The sequence below is a fragment of the Pedobacter punctiformis genome, assembly GCF_027213715.1.
GTDB classification, from domain to species: domain Bacteria; phylum Bacteroidota; class Bacteroidia; order Sphingobacteriales; family Sphingobacteriaceae; genus Pedobacter; species Pedobacter punctiformis.
Genome location: NZ_JAPWGM010000001.1, coordinates 669,031 through 685,484 on the forward strand (window position 1 = coordinate 669,031; position 16,454 = coordinate 685,484).

Sequence of the window (16,454 nt, forward strand, 5' to 3'; positions counted from 1 at the left end):
TTATCTTAGAATTTCAAATCTAAATGCAGATGAAAATTCTACCCTTTTTATCCCTGCTGCTTAGCAGTCTTTTTACTTTCGCTCAAAACGCACCTAAACCTTATGGCGCAACTCCTTCAAAAAGGCAGCTTGCCTGGCATGATGTAGAAGTTTACGGCTTGATTCATTTTACGCCAACCACTTTCGAAAATAAGGAATGGGGATTTGGTGATGCAGATCCTAAAGCTTTTAATCCTACGGATTTTAATGCGGAACAAATTATTAAGGCGGCAAAAGCAGGCGGTTTAAAAGCGGTAATTCTCGTTTCTAAACACCACGATGGTTTTGCCCTCTGGCCAACAAAAACAACTGCGTATAACATCTCAAAAAGTCCTTTTAGAAATGGAAAGGGAGACATGGTTAAGGAAATTGAGCAGGCGGCACGTAAAAACGGGTTAAAATTTGGGGTTTACTGCTCGCCATGGGATAGAAACAATGCATTGTACGGAACAGATCAATATTTAGCCATTTATCAGGCGCAGTTAAAAGAATTATACAGCAATTACGGTGAGCTTTTTATGAGCTGGCACGATGGCGCTAACGGCGGTGATGGCTATTACGGAGGTGCAAAAGAAAAACGTTCTATTGACAACACAACTTATTACGACTGGAAAAATACCTGGGGAATGACCAGAAAAATGCAACCTATGGCCAGCATATTTAGTGATATTGGTCCTGATGTACGTTGGGTTGGCAGTGAGGATGGTATGGCAGCGGCAACCAGCTGGGCAACTTTTACACCGCTTCCGCCTGAAGGAAAAAGTGTAGCCGTTCCCGGGCAGGCCAACTACCCCCAGAGCCCGATGGGCATTAGAAATGGTAAATTCTGGATGCCTGCTGAATGTGATGTTCCTTTACGTAAAGGATGGTTTTACCATGCAACTGAAAAACCAAAAACTTCTGAAATGCTTTTTGATTTATATTTAAAAAGTGTTGGTTATGGTGCAGGCCTGGATTTAGGTTTAGCACCCGATACCCGTGGCCAGTTGCATGATGACGACGTAGCGGCTTTAAAAGGTTTTGGCGATCTTGTTAAGCATACTTTTGCTAATAATTTAGCGAGTGGCGCTGTGGCTAAAGCAAGCAATACGCGTGGCAAAAACTTCAGCAGCAGTAAAGTTCTGGATCATAATAAACAAACTTATTGGGCAACTACAGATCAGGCGCACACTGCCAGTTTAGAACTTGATTTAAAATCATCTAAAACTTTTGATATTATTAGTTTACAGGAATTTATTCCTTTAGGTCAAAGAATTGAAGCTTTTAATGTAGAGATTTTTGAAAATGGCAGCTGGAAAAAAGTTTATGAAGGCGAAAGTATTGGTGCTAAAAGATTAATTAAACTTGAAGCGCCGGTAACTTCAAATAAAGTTAAATTAAACATTACCAAATCACCCGTATGCATCACTTTAAGCGAATTCGGACTTTACAAGAAAACTTCATAATTAACGCATTTTACTTAAGGTATCGCTCAGTTTATAGCATAACATAACCACATCACCTATTTCTGTCGATGTAGTTTTGCTGTATCTGAATGTGCTGTCTGCCTGAACATCTTTATACATTAACATAGCTGCACGATAAGATTTTCTGGCAATTTCAGCTTTCTTTTCCCGGTCAAAAGCATCGATTTTCTTTAAGGTTAAAGACTGCATTTTTTTTGTGATTTCTATATTCTTTTTAGCAGGAATAATCCCTTCTGAATTAATTAGAAATAATTTTTCGTCTTTGCTTTGCGATATTTTCAAATGCATCAAACCATTAAAAGACATTAAATTTTTATTGAAATCATCTTTTAATTTATAAAATTCTTCGGTTTGATACCTGGGGCTAAAATGCAATACCGCTCCGGAAAGCAGTAAAAACAAGATAACAGAAACCGCATACCTTGCTATGGGTTTGAGTACAATAAAATTGTTCGCTTTAAAAGTTAAAATATAACATAAAACAAACCCGGAAATAAAGCCTCCAATGTGTGCTGCATTATCAACTCTTTGGCCAAATGCACCGTTTATTAAAATATAGCTGACTACACAAAGCGTGCTGATTAACAGAGATTGCCTGGCGTATTTTTCGTAAAAATTATTAATAAGCAAGGCGAGAAATGCCCCATACAAACCCATTATCGATCCTGATGCCCCAATCATGATACCCATTTGGTGAAATGACAAACTCAACAATCCGCCACAGGCGCCACTTAACAAATAAATAAACAAGAATTTTTTCCATCCAAGTTTATTTTCAATCATCAAACCCAGATAAATTAAAGCATACATATTAAAAAACAGATGCCATAATGAACCATGAATAAACTGATAAGTGAATAATCTCCAGAATTGCCCTTCTAAAACCAGATTCCGGTTATTTACACCAAAATTTAAAATCATTTCCAGAAACTCATTCGTAAGGTTAACGTCTCCAGAATTGGGTTGTCTTGAAAATAATATTGATGCGTATATCGCTGAAATGACAAACATTAAAGCGTAATACAAAACATTAAGAACAACAAGAATTGGGGTTACCAAATATCCCTTTTGAGGGAAAAAGAGATACAATACATTTTTGATTTTATTTTTTGTAGCAAGAGGTGCCTTTTCAAAATAAGTATCATCCTGGGTAGCAATCATTTCATGAAATTCTGTTAATTTCTGATCCCAAACTTCCTGCAAATGGTATTGTGCATATTCAAATTCGTGAAAGAATTTTTCAAGGTTTGAATCATTTTTACCATAATCATTGAGTAAAAGCTGTATGCCAACACATTCACTTTTCACAACTGCAAAATTATTTAAAATCCGAATGGAAATTTCTTCACTATACGATTGAAAAGAAATGGGCGTATAGGCAATTAATCCCGTTTCGGAAATATGGCTAAGTTTCCAGCCTAAATTTTCGATCACCTGCCGGGCAATAATCAAATACCGGTCGGCCGGAAAATCAGCCAAAGGAATATATTTTTCAATTTTGGGCGAGTAGCCCCAACTGATGGACATAGAGCGTTAAATTTTCTTAGCCTCTAAGATAATATAAGGCGACAAACTTTTACTCTCGAAAGGAATAATTTTGGTAAAAACTTTACCCGTTAACCAAACTGCTTTTTTAAATAAACGCACCGCAGCAGATTTTTGCTGTTCGTTTTCCAGCCAAATGCTAAACCGGCCAAAATAACCAGCCTTAATTTCCTTTAATCCGGCCTTTTCGCAAATTGAGGCCAACAGAGCAGGATCCATGCTGTTAATGTTATGTTTATCGTAGTTTTCTTTGTCGAAATTTCTTTGAAACCAGCCATTTACGGCCTTAAAGTTTGGCAAGGTGATAAATAAAGTTCCGCCCGGCTTTACAAAAACAATGTGGCGGTTAATAATATCCGCCGTATCATTAAAATGTTCAATTAATCCGCAACTTAACACTAAATCATATTGCTGTGTTGGCTCATAATTAAATAAATCGGTTTCAATGATGTGAATATCCTTTTCTGTTAAGCCATTTTTCTCCAGAAGTTCTTTTACAACCGGTGGATGAACAAAATAATCCAGCAGGGTAACATCAAGCTTTAAATATTTTTTTAAAAAAACTGCATAATAACCGGGGAAACCGCCCAGTTCTATTGCGGTTTTAATATTGTTTTTACTGACTAAATCTGCAAGCTGGCGATGAAACAAGTAATTTGCTGGTAATTGAACCGCTAGTCCTTTTTTACTTTCCCAATAATTTACCCAAAAAGCCCTGTCAGTTAATAAATTTGTCATGTCTTAAAATAATTCAAAGCCCAAAGAAACACAAAGAATAAGAGATTTGATATTTTTACGTTTAATTATTTTATATATTGTAATCGTAAGGCACCAATAGCAGGCTTAAACAATAAAATGTATTTTTGATCGATTTGAAAGTAGTACACCTAAACACTTACGATGGAAATGGAGGCGCAGGCCGTGCATGCTTACGCCTAAGCGATGCGCTGCAGGCATCAGGAGTGCAATCTAAAGTACTGGTATATTATAAGTTTGGCCAAAATCCAAAAATTGATACTTTTAGCAAAAACCCAATAGCAAAAGCCCGGGCCGTTTACAATATTTTAGCAGAGCGGTATTTTTCAAAGTGGCTGAGCAAATCGGTTAAAACTCCTTTCAGTTTACAATGGTTTGGTCGTTCGGTAATTAAACATCCTGATGTTAAAAATGCGGATGTGATTCATTTACACTGGATAAACCATGGTTTTTTAACTCCAAAATTTCTGGCTGAACTCGATGAACTGGAAAAACCTATTGTATGGACATTTCATGATAGCAATGCTTTTACAGGCGGTTGTCATGTACGCTACGGCTGTGAAAATTTTCATCAGCAATGCGGGAATTGCCCGGTACTGAAACTCAGCGGCGATAACGACATTTCTCATAAAACCTGGTTGCGTAAACAAAAAGCTTATACCGAACTTAATTTTCATGTGGTTGCCCCCAGCAACTGGATGGCTGCATCGGTTAAGTTTAGCAGTTTACTCGGTACCAGAAAAAGTTCTGTAATTCCGAACACCATCGAAACCAATATTTTTAAACCTTATGTTAAGGCCGAAGCAAAAAAAATATTAAAAATAAATCCTGAACAGTTTGTATTAATGAGTGGTTTTATGCCTTCTAAGAATGATAAACATAAAGGTACGCCATATTTAATTGAAGCACTGGAAATTTTGTCCAGAAGGGCGGGCATTAAAAAAGAAAACATAGAACTGGTTATTTTTGGAAACAAAGAAAATGCAGAAATGCCCACCTTTCCATTTAAAACTACATTTCTGGGCACCATTAGCAAAGATGATCATCTGGCCAAATGTTACTCGGCGGCAGATGCTTTTATAACTCCTTCGCTGGAAGATAATTTGCCCAATACGGTGATGGAGAGTTTAGCTTGTGCAACACCTGTGGTTGCTTTTACAACCGGTGGAATACCAGATATGGTTCAGCATTTACAAAACGGGTACCTGGCCGAATATAAAAATGCAGAAGACCTGGCAAATGGTATTGAATGGCTGTATTGGCACAATCAAAAAGAAACCATTCAAAAGGAAGCGAGAAGATCTATTTTAGAACATTTCTCAGAAAAGGTAGTTGCAGAGCAGCATATTGAACTTTATAAGACGTTGATAGACTTACAACCAAAATAAATCTTAAAACAGGGCTAATAAAAAGCCTTTTTTTCCAACTAAGAACTATTTTACCTGATAATTCTTCTGTTTTTTCTGAAAATTCTGTTGGTACAGTTTCATTTTCTGCTTTTCGAATAAAATATCGCTCAATGTTTATTAAATTTACTGCAAGACAAAATAAATTCCCTTGCCCAAACTAACTGTAATTACCATCGTATACAATAATGCCCGTGATATTGAACGGACAATTAAATCGGTATTAAACCAAACTTATAAAAAGATAGAGTACATTATTATTGATGGTGATTCTACGGATGGTACGCTGGAAATTATTCAACAATATAAGGAACAGGTTTCAAAAATCGTTTCCGAGCCTGACAAGGGAATATACGATGCCATGAATAAAGGCCTCGCTATGGCTAGTGGTGATTATGTTTTATTCATGAATTCTGGTGATGAAATTTATGATGAAACAACGGTTGAGGAGGTTTTCGATACCGCTGCAGGTGCAGATATTTATTATGGCGAAACCGAAATGTATAATGATAACTGGGAAAGTTTAGGTCGCCGGAGACACGAAGCACCGGAAGAATTTAACTGGACAAGTTTTAAATTTGGAATGAACATCAGTCACCAGGCCATTTATATTCGTCGCAGCATCCTTGTGCCTTACGATTTAAAGTACAAATACAGCTCGGATATCGACTGGATAATTAAGGCGGCTAAAAAAGCTTCGAGCATTGTAAATGTGCATCGTTATGTAGCTAAATATCTGGTTGGTGGAATGAGCAAGAAAAAACATCGTGAAAGCCTCAAAGAACGCTTTTCAATCTTCAGTAAATACTACGGCTTTATTCCCAATCTCTTTAATCATATTATAATTGCCGGAAACCTGGCATTGTACTTCATAAAACATAGAAGAACAAATGATTAAAAGCTAAAAAATTTGTTTCATAATCATCCCGTTAAACTATTTTAATACTGGCATGATACTTTTGTGACATATCAACAAATTATGTTGCAACAAATCAAAAAACATCGCCTCTATTTTAGCCTGATTGCGACAACACTGTTAATTTTCTTTATGGTTTGCGTAATGTTCAGCAAAACAGAAAGTTTTGTTTTTTTAAATGCTTTTCATTGCCCTTTGCTTAATATTTTTTTTACCTTCTACACTTTTCTAGGTGATGGCCTTACATTTATAGTTGTTATCATTGTGTTTATTTTCCTTAAGAAGAGGAAAAAGGCGGTAACCTTATTATTAGGCTATTTAAGTTCTGGATTTATTGCTCAGGCTTTAAAAAGGTTTTTTTACTTTCCGAGGCCAAAAGCATATTTTGAAAGCATTTCTTTTCCATATCAGTATTTTTTACCTGATGTTACAGTACATGCTTCAAATTCATTTCCTTCCGGCCATACCACCTCTGCATTTTGTCTTGCAACCCTATTAACGCTCATTTTTAAAAAACAGAAAATCTGTATTCCCTGTTTTATTGCTGCCGTTTTAGTGGGTTATTCCCGGATATATCTAGCGCAGCATTTTTTGCAAGATGTAGTTTTAGGTGCATTTTTAGGTGTTCTGTTTGGTTTGTTAAGTTATCACTGCGTGTATAAGCAAAAAATGCTAAAGGCCATTAAGAAGCTGCTAAAAAACAAAAAGCAATTGCCCATTCCGCTATCCAACAGCTAATTTGGTTCTGCAATTTTTAAAACAATACTTTGGCTCAGCTGTCTATAGTAAGATTACTATTAAAAATAGCAAACAAAATTTACAGGAGGTGTACTTAATGGGTTAACATATCCAAACGTTTTGGACGCTCTTTCTAGATTCACTCAGAGACGGTTGACGAAGGTCAGCCGTTTTTTTATTGAATGGTTGTTTATAATTTAACTTGCCTGATGATGTTCTTAATGTTCAACTCAACAATATCCGTCATTGTTTTACACTTTAAGTAATGCGCATCCTTAAAATACTCAGCCATTGCATTTTTTAGAGACACAATATTTTCAGGTGTCGTTAATTCCTCTTTATTGGAAACATCCCGTAAATCGGTTAAGCGGTGTCGTTCACTCCTAACCCGGTGCACAATTGACGACCTTTCTTCCTGCTGATATTGCAGTACAGTTTTTTCTGTCAATTGCTCCATGCTCATTTTCACGTAGGGCAAATTCTCTTTAAAAAACTGTGGCAAATAAACTTTAAGGTTCCCTTCGTAAAACTGCTGATCAAAATCTATTGCCCGTATTCTAAACTGGATATCATCGAAATCGGGCGTAATCTGAACGACAAAATTATAAGCCCTCATATCGCCTAACAGCATAATCAAACAACGTTCGTTAAATTTTACAAACTCCTTTGCAATACGCGTAGGATTAAATTCGGGCGAATAAAGCTGACCTTTGGTAAATACATCACCCGGAATACCGGCAATATGCTCTTCCACTAAAGTATCGCCATCAACTAAATAATTGACCTGGTTTGGCGATAAAATTTCTTCCATCTCCAGCCCGTATATCCTTGAAGCATCTGCCTTTTTGATGTAAAAATAATCGTAAACATCGTTTAAGCGGTTTACAATTCTGATCCGGAAAGGGTGGGTATTACCAAAAGTACAATATTCAATTTTATCGATGTATTTATGCTGAACGATGCGAAGATTTCCTGATGCTTTTAAGTTTGCATAAATTTCTTTCAACCCATTATGCAGATTTTCAATTAAATCCTGTGCATAAATTGGTCCTTCCCAAAGAGAATCTTTCCCATTTTTATCCATTAAAGGAAAAGCCTCATTAAACTGCATTAAATCGTTGTATGAGATGGGTAATTTTGCTTCACGCTGGTAACTGCGCAGGTATTTCTGCAAGGCAGGCGTAACCGGAAAAATAGGCTTCTTCTTTGATATTTTTACATCGTTATTTTCCATTCGCAGGTAATTTAACTCAATGTACTATTTCTTATAATATTTCGGGAAGTTAAATTAGTTTTTTGGATAACTAAAAGGAAGGCCCGCTAAATACCTGCTGATTTTACGGTAAGGATAATTTCCGGCACCATGATCTGCAAACTGAACAATAATGGTATTTGTTTTTGGATCAATATATAATCTTTGTCCAAGCATACCCTCCGCAGCATAATCTCCATTGTCTCCTGTTTGAGGAATCCACCATAAGTAATGATGTGCTGATTTTTGCCAGCCTTTTGCTGAAGCAGGCTTCTCTGTCCCAATGCTACCAGATTCATTAACCCACGGTTCAGGAACAACCTGAGTTTGATTATATTTTCCTTTATTCAAGTAGAGTCTTCCAATTTTAGCAAAATCAATGGCTGTAACCTGAAAGCGGCTCGCCGTATTGGCCAAACCATTTTTATGATCCAAACCCCAGGTTGCGTTGTATTCTGTCCCTATTTTTCTCCAGGTATTTTCTTCAAAGTATTGAGTAACTGATTTCCCGGTTGCTTTTTCCAATACCCAACCCAACAAAATCGGGTCTATACTTTTATATTTCCAAACGGTACCCGGCTTATTAACAAGCTTAACTTTCATCAATTCTGCTTTCATATCATGGGTATAGTAATATTTGGCTTCATCAGATAAAAAAGCTTTAATAATCCCACCCAAAGCGTCCTGAAAATCGAGCCCGGATTTCATGTCAACCAGATTCTTTAAAATGATTTCATTAAAAGCGGGGTTAGATTTTAGCTCAGGGATATAATCCGTAACCTTATCGTTTAAACTTCTTATTTTTCCTGCTGCCAGAGCCTGTCCAATCATGATGGAAATCATACTTTTAGCTCCTGAAAAAATAGTGGTTAAAGTACTGTCAGTATAACCGCCTGCATATCTTTCATATAAAATGCTGTCATTTCTAATCACGAGGAAGACATTAATTTTTCCGGTTTTTATATAATCCTTTAATGTAATCGCCTGATTGGTTCCATCCAGTACATGAAGCGTATCCAAATCATTCCGTGGTTTGCCAGTTCGGATAAAATGAAAAGCAGCATCACTTTTATGTACAGTTGCCTGTGGAAAAATCTTATAGGTTTCAGCGTCAGGGGTTCTGTATTTTAAAACACGGATTAAATAAGGGTGCCAAATGAACAATATTACTGCAAATAACAGAATCAGGAGAAAAACAGTAAGGAGGATTTTTTTAAAAGTCTTCATTAATTATGCTGAACTGCAAATATAAGTTTTTGAAATCAGGCCTGTTTCAAATATTGATTTTCAACATAGTTAAGTTCCTGTTTTGGTTTATGCTTCCACCGGCGATGGCTCCACAACCAAAAAGCTGGCGATTCTTTAATATTGTCTTCCAGTATTCGGGTATGCAATTCGGTAATTTCAAATTCGGCTGTTTTAACAGGTTCCAAACAAAGCGGAATACAATCTACTTCATAATATCCCCTTTTCAATACCTTTACCTTTAAATAAAACACAGGGCGATTGGTTTTTTTGGCTATTTTTTCGATGCCCAACTGAATAGATGCCGGTTGATTTAAAAAAGTAGTCCAGTAATGTAAATCGTTTACCGTTGGCGACTGATCGTTTCCAAAACTAAAAACACTGGCCTCATTTTTAGTTTCGCCTACGGCACGAAGTGTTTGACGCATAGGCACCATTTTATTGCCAAAGCGACTGCGAACTTTTATAAACCATTTATCGAAAGTTGAGTTGGTAAGTGGTTTGTAAATTGGATAATGGTTTGCTGATATCGCCAAACCAAAGGCTAAAGTACCCCACTCCCAGTTTCCATAATGTGCCGAACAAATTAATACGCCTTTATTTTCTTTGAAATATTCTTCCAGCTTTTCTAAACCATTAAATTTATATCGTTTTTGCAATTCAACTTTTGAAATGCTTGTCATTTTAATTACTTCCAAAATTAAATTGCTCAGGTATTTATAATATTGCTTCTCAATAGCTAAAATCTCAGGTAAGGGTTTTTCTGGAAATGATTTCACCAAATTCTCACGAACTACTTTTTTTCTGTAGCCGAAAAGAGGATAAAGAAGTACATAAACGACATCGGCAACAATGTACAATACCGATAAAGGAAGCAGGGATAATATAGATAAAAAAAATATTCCCAAATGGGAAAAGCCCTTTTTAATCATACTATAGTTGATAAGCAACAAATTTAAAATCTTGGCTAAAAATTTATGCCACAACAATGTTAGATTTTAAATTCTAAATCATGGGATGTGATTATATGGCGCAAAAATAGAGGACTAAAAAAATTTAATTGCCATGTAATTGTTAGATTGTTAGTGCTAAAGTTTTTATGAAAAACCGCTGACTAAAAACTGCCCTGGCGATTGATAACGCTGTTTAATAAACCTTATTGGAGCGGTATACTTTTAAATAGCAGAAACATGGCCGGGAGGTATTTGTAACGTATGAAGCGAGTACCGCTGACCTGAGCATAACAGCAGTTTTTAAAAGATTTAGCAGAAAGAAGGACTTGCGTTAAAATAAACCAGTGCCAGTGCTTTCCAAAACATCAACCTATTTTTTGTGTTAAAAAGCTTAAAAAAGCACCTTTCTTCTGCATCATAAATTGCAAAAACAAACAAAAAAATCCCGTTTCGAATAAACGAAACGGGATTATATTTTGCAAATAAGCTTTAAAGCTTATCATTATTTAAGCAAATTGCTTTCCTTTAACTTTACGCTCTTGTTCAGTTAAGTAAATTTTACGTAAGCGCATGCTTGCAGGCGTTACTTCAATGTACTCATCAGCCTGGATATATTCCATCGCTTCTTCTAAAGAGAATTTAATTGCCGGAGCGATACGGGTGTTATCATCAGTACCTGATGCACGCATATTGGTTAAAGCTTTACCTTTTACCACGTTTACCACTAAATCATTATCACGGATGTGCTCACCCATAATCTGACCTTCGTAAACATCAACTCCCGGATCAACGAAGAAACGACCTCTATCCTGTAGCTTATCAATTGAATAAGCCGTAGTTTGACCTTTTTCCATTGAAACCAACACGCCGTTTAAACGACCAGGAATTGTACCTTTCCAAGGCTCATAAGCCTTGAAACGGTGCGCCATAATTGCTTCACCAGCAGTAGCTGTTAAAACGTTATTACGTAAACCGATAATACCACGCGATGGGATTTCGAATTCTAAGTGTTGTAAATCGCCTTTCGGTTCCATAATTAACAACTCACCTTTACGCTGAGTTACCAATTCGATTACTTTACCCGAAACTTCAGCAGGTACATCTACAATTAAAGTTTCAATTGGCTCATTCTTTTTACCGTCAATTTCTTTAACGATAACCTGTGGCTGACCAACCTGTAATTCATAACCTTCACGACGCATCGTTTCGATTAATACAGATAAATGGAGAATACCACGGCCATAAACCAACCAAGAATCAGGAGACGCAGTTTCAACAACTTTTAAAGCTAAGTTTTTCTCAGTTTCTTTAATCAAACGTTCTTTAATACGTTGAGAAGTTACCAATTTACCTTCTTTACCAAAAAATGGAGAGTTGTTAATGGTGAACAACATATTCATTGTTGGCTCATCAATACTGATTACCGGTAATTGTTCTGGCGCTTCAAAGTCAGCAATAGTATCACCAATATCAAAACCATCAATACCTACAACCGCACAAATATCACCTGAACTTACTTCTGTAGTACGGATTTTTCCTAAACCTTCGAAAGTATAAAGTTCTTTTACTCTTGACTTAACAATTCTGCCATCACGTTTAATTAAAGTAACCGGTTGGTTTTCTTTAATGGTACCGCGGTGAACACGACCAATTGCAATACGACCTACAAAAGATGAATAATCTAAAGAGGTGATTTGCATTTGTAAAGTACCTTCGTTAATTGGTGCCGGCGGAATATTAGCCACAACAGCATCTAATAAAGCAAAAATATCAGTAGTTGGTACTTTCCAGTCTGTACTCATCCATCCTTGTTTAGATGAACCGTAAATTACAGGGAAGTCTAATTGCTCTTCAGTAGCCTCAAGGTTAAAGAACAATTCGAAAATTTGTTCGTAAACCTCTTCAGGACGACAGTTTTCTTTATCTACTTTGTTTACCACCACAATTGGTTTTAAACCAAGTGCCAAAGCTTTTTGCGTTACGAAACGCGTTTGAGGCATTGCACCTTCAAAAGCATCGCAAAGTAAAAGTACTCCATCGGCCATTTTTAAAACACGCTCTACCTCACCGCCGAAATCCGCGTGACCAGGAGTGTCAATAATGTTAATCTTTACATCTTTGTATTGTACCGACACATTTTTAGATACGATTGTGATACCACGCTCACGCTCTAAATCGTTGTTATCCAATATCAAATCGCCCGTTTGTTCGTTGTCACGAAAAATAGAACAAGAATGTAAAATCTTATCAACCAATGTAGTTTTACCGTGGTCAACGTGTGCTATAATAGCTATATTTCTAATCTTTTGCATAAAATGCGCCTCAAATTTGGCGCAAAGATAGTGTTTTGAAATGGATTTTCAACTATACGGCTCACTATTTAATGCGATGATAATGTTGTAATTATCTCATAATTAATTAGAAAAGCAAGTGTATGGATATTTAGGCAATTGGATGGCGAACCGAAAATATTCATTAATTTTATTCCCCATGGAAACAAACAAGGGTATTGAAACTTTTTATGCAGAAACGAGGCAAAAATGGCGGGAATGGCTTGAGCAAAATGGCCAGTTAAAAACCGAAGTTTGTCTGATTCTATATAGCAAAAATGCTAAAACACCAAGCGTAAACTATGTTGAAGCGGTGGAAGAAGCCTTGTGTTTTGGCTGGATAGATTCTTTAACCAATAAAAGAGATGCCGACAGCCGGTATCAGCGTTTTTCGCAACGCAAACCCAAAAGCAACTGGAGCTCATCCAATAAAGAAAGAGTTGCCAAACTGACTGAACAGGGATTGATGACGGAACATGGTCAAAAAATGATTGATCTGGCAAAGCAAAACGGAAACTGGGAAAGCATTAATTAATAATAATATCACCAATACACCCCTATTGAAAATACCAAATGAAAATTGAAACGCACACCATAAACGATACCCGGATTGCAGAATTAATTTCGGACAGGTTGATCATTAAAACCGCAGAGGATGGTATTGACTTACTGGGAAATTTATATTATCAGGATTTTGATAAAATTATAATCAGCGAACAAAACATCACCTCTGACTTTTTTGATTTAAAAAATGGAATGGCAGGAGAAATCCTTCAGAAATTTTCAAATTACCGTGTTCGTTTAGCCGTAGTTGGTAATTTTAGTCCATATCAAAGTAAAAGCATTAAAGATTTTATATACGAGAGTAATAAGGGCAGGCATATTAATTTTCTGGATTCAACAGCGGAAGCTTTAAAAAAACTTTCCATTTGATTTTAAAAGTAATCTGAGCGCAATGACAACAACAAAAATCTCCGTTATAAAAACAGCTATGCTTTTGACCTTTCTGATTTTACCTGTTCTTGCATTTTCTCAAAAAGCATTTGAATACGAATATTACGTTGGAAAAACAAAAGACATGTCGATTAAGCTTTCGCTTGCGGATGGCTATATTGCAGCCAGCGAAATCAGGACTGTTGCGTTTAAAAATAAAAAAGCTTCAAAGTTTTTAACGGAAACCGGATATGAACAGCCCAACCGAAAAATGAAATTTTATCATTATTCGCCTTCGCAAAAAGAATTTCCGGATTATTTTATTATTGAAAACATTAAAGATACTTATGAGGTTGTGCCCGAAAAAATGGCGGGTAAATATTACTTCAACAACAAGGCAATTGATTTTACGCTGAAAAAAGTAAAATCCAGTCATTAGGGTTACCATTACCAACCGATAGTATTAATGGTGATGTTGCTGTTCGACATCTATAATTCAGCATGACTAAAAAGATTCTACGCCATACCCGAAACTTCCTGTTCTTTTTTATCGGGTCTATTCTGCTTTATTTTGCCTGTGCTTTTTGTTTATCACGGATCACCATTAATAAAAATCCGCTAAACAAGCAGGAAATAGCGATTTACATCATGACAAATGGTGTACATACCGATATTGTGGTTCCGGCAAAACATCTACTGATGGATTGGACAAAAGAAATTAAATATTCTAACACTCAATCTGCAGATAGCAGCTATCACTACCTGGCTTTGGGTTGGGGAGATAAGAAATTTTATCTGGAAACGCCCGAATTTTCAGATTTAAAGCTTAATGTAGCACTGGGCGCCATAACCGGCTTAAATTCATCTGCCATGCACGCTACTTACTATAAAAACATCGTTGAAGATGAAAGCTGCAAAAAGCTAATGATCGATTCAGTTCAATATGCAGCTTTAGTTGGCTATATTTCAAAAAGTTTTGATCAGGATGCAAACGGGCATTTCATCAACATTAAAACTAAAGCCAATTATGATCATGCCGATGCCTTTTATGAAGCTGTTGGGAGTTACAGTATTTTTAAAACCTGCAATACCTGGGCAAATAGTGCTTTAAAAAAATGCGGGCAAAAAAGTTGTTTATGGACAATCTTCGATACCCCTATCTTTTTAAAATATCAATAGACAAATTATCCTTCGAATGCCCAATTCAGGAAAGCAGGCATTGCGCTCTCCCAGGTAGGCACATCATGTTTGCCGCCAACCTTTTCGTAGTAAAAAACATTTTCCGGCCTTTTATAACCTTTCTTCAATAATGCTTTTACAATGTCGATCGTATCATCAATAGAATCAATAATCATATTTTTATTACGGTCTGCTTTTTCATCTTCAGTACCCGTCATCAGCCAAAATTTCATTTCAGGCTTTGTAGAAGTATGATCAATCAGTGAATGCATAATCCGGTCAGCATCTGTATAACCATCTGCCAAATCTTTTTTGCGCCACCAGAATGCGCCTGAGAAAACACCAACTACATCAAAAACATTAGGGTTGTTCCAGGCGATATCAAAAGCGGATAAACCACCTAAAGAGAAACCTGCAAAGGCAACCTTTCCGGTTACAGGCATTGCAATTTTCTTTTTAACAAAAGGTAAAAGCTCTTTAATGATAAAATCGGTATACAAATCTGCTTTAGCACCTCTGCCTTTAAAATCAGGTACGCTTGCAACACCATATTCCATTAAGCGCTCTGTTGATGCTTTAATGGCAACCACAATTAACCGGTTATTTCTTTTTTGTAAATGTGCTTCTTCTAAAATTGTGGTAAAATCCATTTTGGCCACATCCTGACCATCATTTAATAAAAGAAGTTCTATTTTTTCGTTCCCTAAAATACCTTCAGGTACGTAAATATCTATTTCAACCTCCCGCTTTAAATAAGCCGAAGGCACTTTATAACTGACTGTATTAACTTTTACTGATAAAATTGTATTGTACATATGCTTCAATCCCCTATCACACGGCTTATCGCCTCAGAATTCGGGGCAAAGGTACAAAACTCAATAAACTATTAATTAACCACGATCAATTTTTACATAAAGCTTTAATTTTCATTGCTTATAGGTTCTTTTTATAAAATTTAATTTATACCTTAAAACATTCAATTTTTTATATGGTTAAAGAAGAACATAAAAAGTGGTACAGCCCGAATTTAAGTGCTGAGATCGACATGCTCACTTTTGGCCACGGTGGTATCCCTATTCTACTGTTTCCAACGAGTATGGGCCGGTATTTCGAAAATAAAGACTTCAAACTAATAGACTCCGTTGAGGGGTTTATTAATGAAGGAAAGATTAAGATTTACTGTCCGGATGGCATTGATAAATTAAGCTGGTACAACAAAAGTATCCATCCCGCAGACAGAGTAAAAAATCATATCTGGTACGACAAATATCTGCTTGAGGAAGTTGCGCCTTTAGCCAGACATGAAACCGGGCATAATAAAATCATTACTGCAGGTTGCAGTTTTGGGGGTTATCATGCAGCAAACTTTGCATTCAGGCATCCCTGGCTCGTTAGCCATATGTTTAGCATGAGCGGCGCTTTTGATATTACCGGACAGCTTGATGGATTTTACAATGACGACGTTTATTTCAACAATCCTGTTGATTATGTTCCGAATAGCAGTAACCCCGATTTGCACTACATGAAAATTGTTTTGGGTACTTCAGACCGGGATATGTGTAAGCCGGATAATGAGCGTTTATCTAACATTTTAAATCAAAAAGGCATTAATCACTGGCTGGATATAAGGCCAAATGCTGATCACGACTGGCCGATCTGGAGGGAGATGTTTCCGGATTATATTGCACAGCTTTAA

16 protein-coding genes are annotated in these 16,454 nt (G+C 36.4%); 9 read left to right on the forward strand and 7 right to left on the reverse strand.

Features of this window, described 5'->3' with window-relative positions; all coding sequences use genetic code 11:
* Positions 1-29: 29 nt before the first annotated feature.
* Entirely contained in the window at positions 30-1,484 is a 1,455-nt protein-coding gene (locus tag O0955_RS03005) for an alpha-L-fucosidase (RefSeq protein WP_269426044.1), read from the forward strand.
* Here the strand turns inward: O0955_RS03005 and O0955_RS03010 are convergent, their stop codons facing one another.
* Positions 1,485-3,032, reverse strand: a complete 1,548-nt coding sequence (locus O0955_RS03010; protein ID WP_269426045.1) for a rhomboid family intramembrane serine protease — start codon at positions 3,030-3,032, stop codon at positions 1,485-1,487.
* Between the two features lie 6 nt (positions 3,033-3,038).
* Positions 3,039-3,788, reverse strand: coding sequence for a class I SAM-dependent methyltransferase (locus O0955_RS03015; protein ID WP_269426046.1), 750 nt, complete (start codon positions 3,786-3,788; stop codon positions 3,039-3,041).
* A 125-nt stretch (positions 3,789-3,913) separates the two neighbouring features.
* On the opposite strand from O0955_RS03015, the gene O0955_RS03020 reads away from it, so the two are divergent.
* From O0955_RS03020 to O0955_RS18185, 3 genes are all read left to right on the forward strand, one after another.
* On the forward strand, positions 3,914-5,194 hold the full coding sequence (locus tag O0955_RS03020) for a glycosyltransferase family 4 protein (protein WP_269426047.1): 1,281 nt from the start codon (positions 3,914-3,916) through the stop codon (positions 5,192-5,194).
* Between the two features lie 169 nt (positions 5,195-5,363).
* On the forward strand, positions 5,364-6,110 hold the full coding sequence (locus O0955_RS03025; RefSeq protein ID WP_269426048.1) for a glycosyltransferase family 2 protein: 747 nt from the start codon (positions 5,364-5,366) through the stop codon (positions 6,108-6,110).
* A 162-nt stretch (positions 6,111-6,272) separates the two neighbouring features.
* Complete coding sequence (locus O0955_RS18185) at positions 6,273-6,866, forward strand: phosphatase PAP2 family protein (RefSeq protein WP_428982397.1); 594 nt, start codon at positions 6,273-6,275, stop codon at positions 6,864-6,866.
* A gap of 190 nt (positions 6,867-7,056) precedes the next feature.
* Here O0955_RS18185 and O0955_RS03030 read toward each other — a convergent pair whose 3' ends face one another.
* From O0955_RS03030 to typA, 4 genes are all read right to left on the reverse strand, one after another.
* Entirely contained in the window at positions 7,057-8,100 is a 1,044-nt protein-coding gene (locus tag O0955_RS03030; RefSeq protein WP_269426049.1) for a hypothetical protein, read from the reverse strand.
* Positions 8,101-8,154: 54 nt separating this feature from the next.
* Positions 8,155-9,345, reverse strand: a complete 1,191-nt coding sequence (locus O0955_RS03035; RefSeq protein ID WP_269426050.1) for a serine hydrolase domain-containing protein — start codon at positions 9,343-9,345, stop codon at positions 8,155-8,157.
* Positions 9,346-9,380: 35 nt separating this feature from the next.
* On the reverse strand, positions 9,381-10,295 hold the full coding sequence (locus tag O0955_RS03040) for a lysophospholipid acyltransferase family protein (RefSeq protein WP_269426051.1): 915 nt from the start codon (positions 10,293-10,295) through the stop codon (positions 9,381-9,383).
* 527 nt (positions 10,296-10,822) lie between these two features.
* Positions 10,823-12,628, reverse strand: a complete 1,806-nt coding sequence (gene typA, locus O0955_RS03045; RefSeq protein WP_269426052.1) for a translational GTPase TypA — start codon at positions 12,626-12,628, stop codon at positions 10,823-10,825.
* Positions 12,629-12,806: 178 nt separating this feature from the next.
* Here typA and O0955_RS03050 point away from each other — a divergent pair, with 178 nt between their 5' ends.
* From O0955_RS03050 to O0955_RS03065, 4 genes are all read left to right on the forward strand, one after another.
* On the forward strand, positions 12,807-13,181 hold the full coding sequence (locus O0955_RS03050) for a YdeI/OmpD-associated family protein (protein WP_269426053.1): 375 nt from the start codon (positions 12,807-12,809) through the stop codon (positions 13,179-13,181).
* A gap of 38 nt (positions 13,182-13,219) precedes the next feature.
* Positions 13,220-13,579 (forward strand): DUF4180 domain-containing protein, encoded by a 360-nt coding sequence (locus tag O0955_RS03055; RefSeq protein ID WP_269426054.1) that lies wholly within the window; start codon positions 13,220-13,222, stop codon positions 13,577-13,579.
* A 22-nt stretch (positions 13,580-13,601) separates the two neighbouring features.
* Positions 13,602-14,018 carry a hypothetical protein gene (locus tag O0955_RS03060; RefSeq protein ID WP_269426055.1) on the forward strand — a complete coding sequence of 139 codons (417 nt, stop codon included), beginning with the start codon at positions 13,602-13,604 and terminating at the stop codon, positions 14,016-14,018.
* Positions 14,019-14,080: 62 nt separating this feature from the next.
* Positions 14,081-14,758 (forward strand): TIGR02117 family protein, encoded by a 678-nt coding sequence (locus O0955_RS03065; RefSeq protein WP_269426056.1) that lies wholly within the window; start codon positions 14,081-14,083, stop codon positions 14,756-14,758.
* A 5-nt stretch (positions 14,759-14,763) separates the two neighbouring features.
* On the opposite strand, the gene O0955_RS03070 is transcribed toward O0955_RS03065, so the two are convergent.
* Positions 14,764-15,573 (reverse strand): alpha/beta hydrolase, encoded by an 810-nt coding sequence (locus O0955_RS03070; RefSeq protein WP_269426057.1) that lies wholly within the window; start codon positions 15,571-15,573, stop codon positions 14,764-14,766.
* 173 nt (positions 15,574-15,746) lie between these two features.
* Here O0955_RS03070 and O0955_RS03075 point away from each other — a divergent pair, with 173 nt between their 5' ends.
* Positions 15,747-16,454, forward strand: a complete 708-nt coding sequence (locus tag O0955_RS03075; protein ID WP_269426058.1) for an esterase family protein — start codon at positions 15,747-15,749, stop codon at positions 16,452-16,454.

Excerpts from the sequence above, each read along its gene's own strand:
- O0955_RS03005 (WP_269426044.1), top strand. The coding sequence starts at position 30 with ATGAAAATTCTACCCTTTTTATCCCTGCTGCTTAGCAGTCTTTTTACT.
- O0955_RS03010 (WP_269426045.1), bottom strand. The coding sequence starts at position 3,032 with ATGTCCATCAGTTGGGGCTACTCGCCCAAAATTGAAAAATATATTCCT.
- O0955_RS03015 (WP_269426046.1), bottom strand. The coding sequence starts at position 3,788 with ATGACAAATTTATTAACTGACAGGGCTTTTTGGGTAAATTATTGGGAA.
- O0955_RS18185 (WP_428982397.1), top strand. The coding sequence starts at position 6,273 with ATGTTCAGCAAAACAGAAAGTTTTGTTTTTTTAAATGCTTTTCATTGC.
- O0955_RS03030 (WP_269426049.1), bottom strand. The coding sequence starts at position 8,100 with ATGGAAAATAACGATGTAAAAATATCAAAGAAGAAGCCTATTTTTCCG.
- O0955_RS03035 (WP_269426050.1), bottom strand. The coding sequence starts at position 9,345 with ATGAAGACTTTTAAAAAAATCCTCCTTACTGTTTTTCTCCTGATTCTG.
- O0955_RS03040 (WP_269426051.1), bottom strand. The coding sequence starts at position 10,295 with ATGATTAAAAAGGGCTTTTCCCATTTGGGAATATTTTTTTTATCTATA.
- typA (WP_269426052.1), bottom strand. The coding sequence starts at position 12,628 with ATGCAAAAGATTAGAAATATAGCTATTATAGCACACGTTGACCACGGT.
- O0955_RS03050 (WP_269426053.1), top strand. The coding sequence starts at position 12,807 with ATGGAAACAAACAAGGGTATTGAAACTTTTTATGCAGAAACGAGGCAA.
- O0955_RS03055 (WP_269426054.1), top strand. The coding sequence starts at position 13,220 with ATGAAAATTGAAACGCACACCATAAACGATACCCGGATTGCAGAATTA.
- O0955_RS03060 (WP_269426055.1), top strand. The coding sequence starts at position 13,602 with ATGACAACAACAAAAATCTCCGTTATAAAAACAGCTATGCTTTTGACC.
- O0955_RS03065 (WP_269426056.1), top strand. The coding sequence starts at position 14,081 with ATGACTAAAAAGATTCTACGCCATACCCGAAACTTCCTGTTCTTTTTT.
- O0955_RS03070 (WP_269426057.1), bottom strand. The coding sequence starts at position 15,573 with ATGTACAATACAATTTTATCAGTAAAAGTTAATACAGTCAGTTATAAA.
- O0955_RS03075 (WP_269426058.1), top strand. The coding sequence starts at position 15,747 with ATGGTTAAAGAAGAACATAAAAAGTGGTACAGCCCGAATTTAAGTGCT.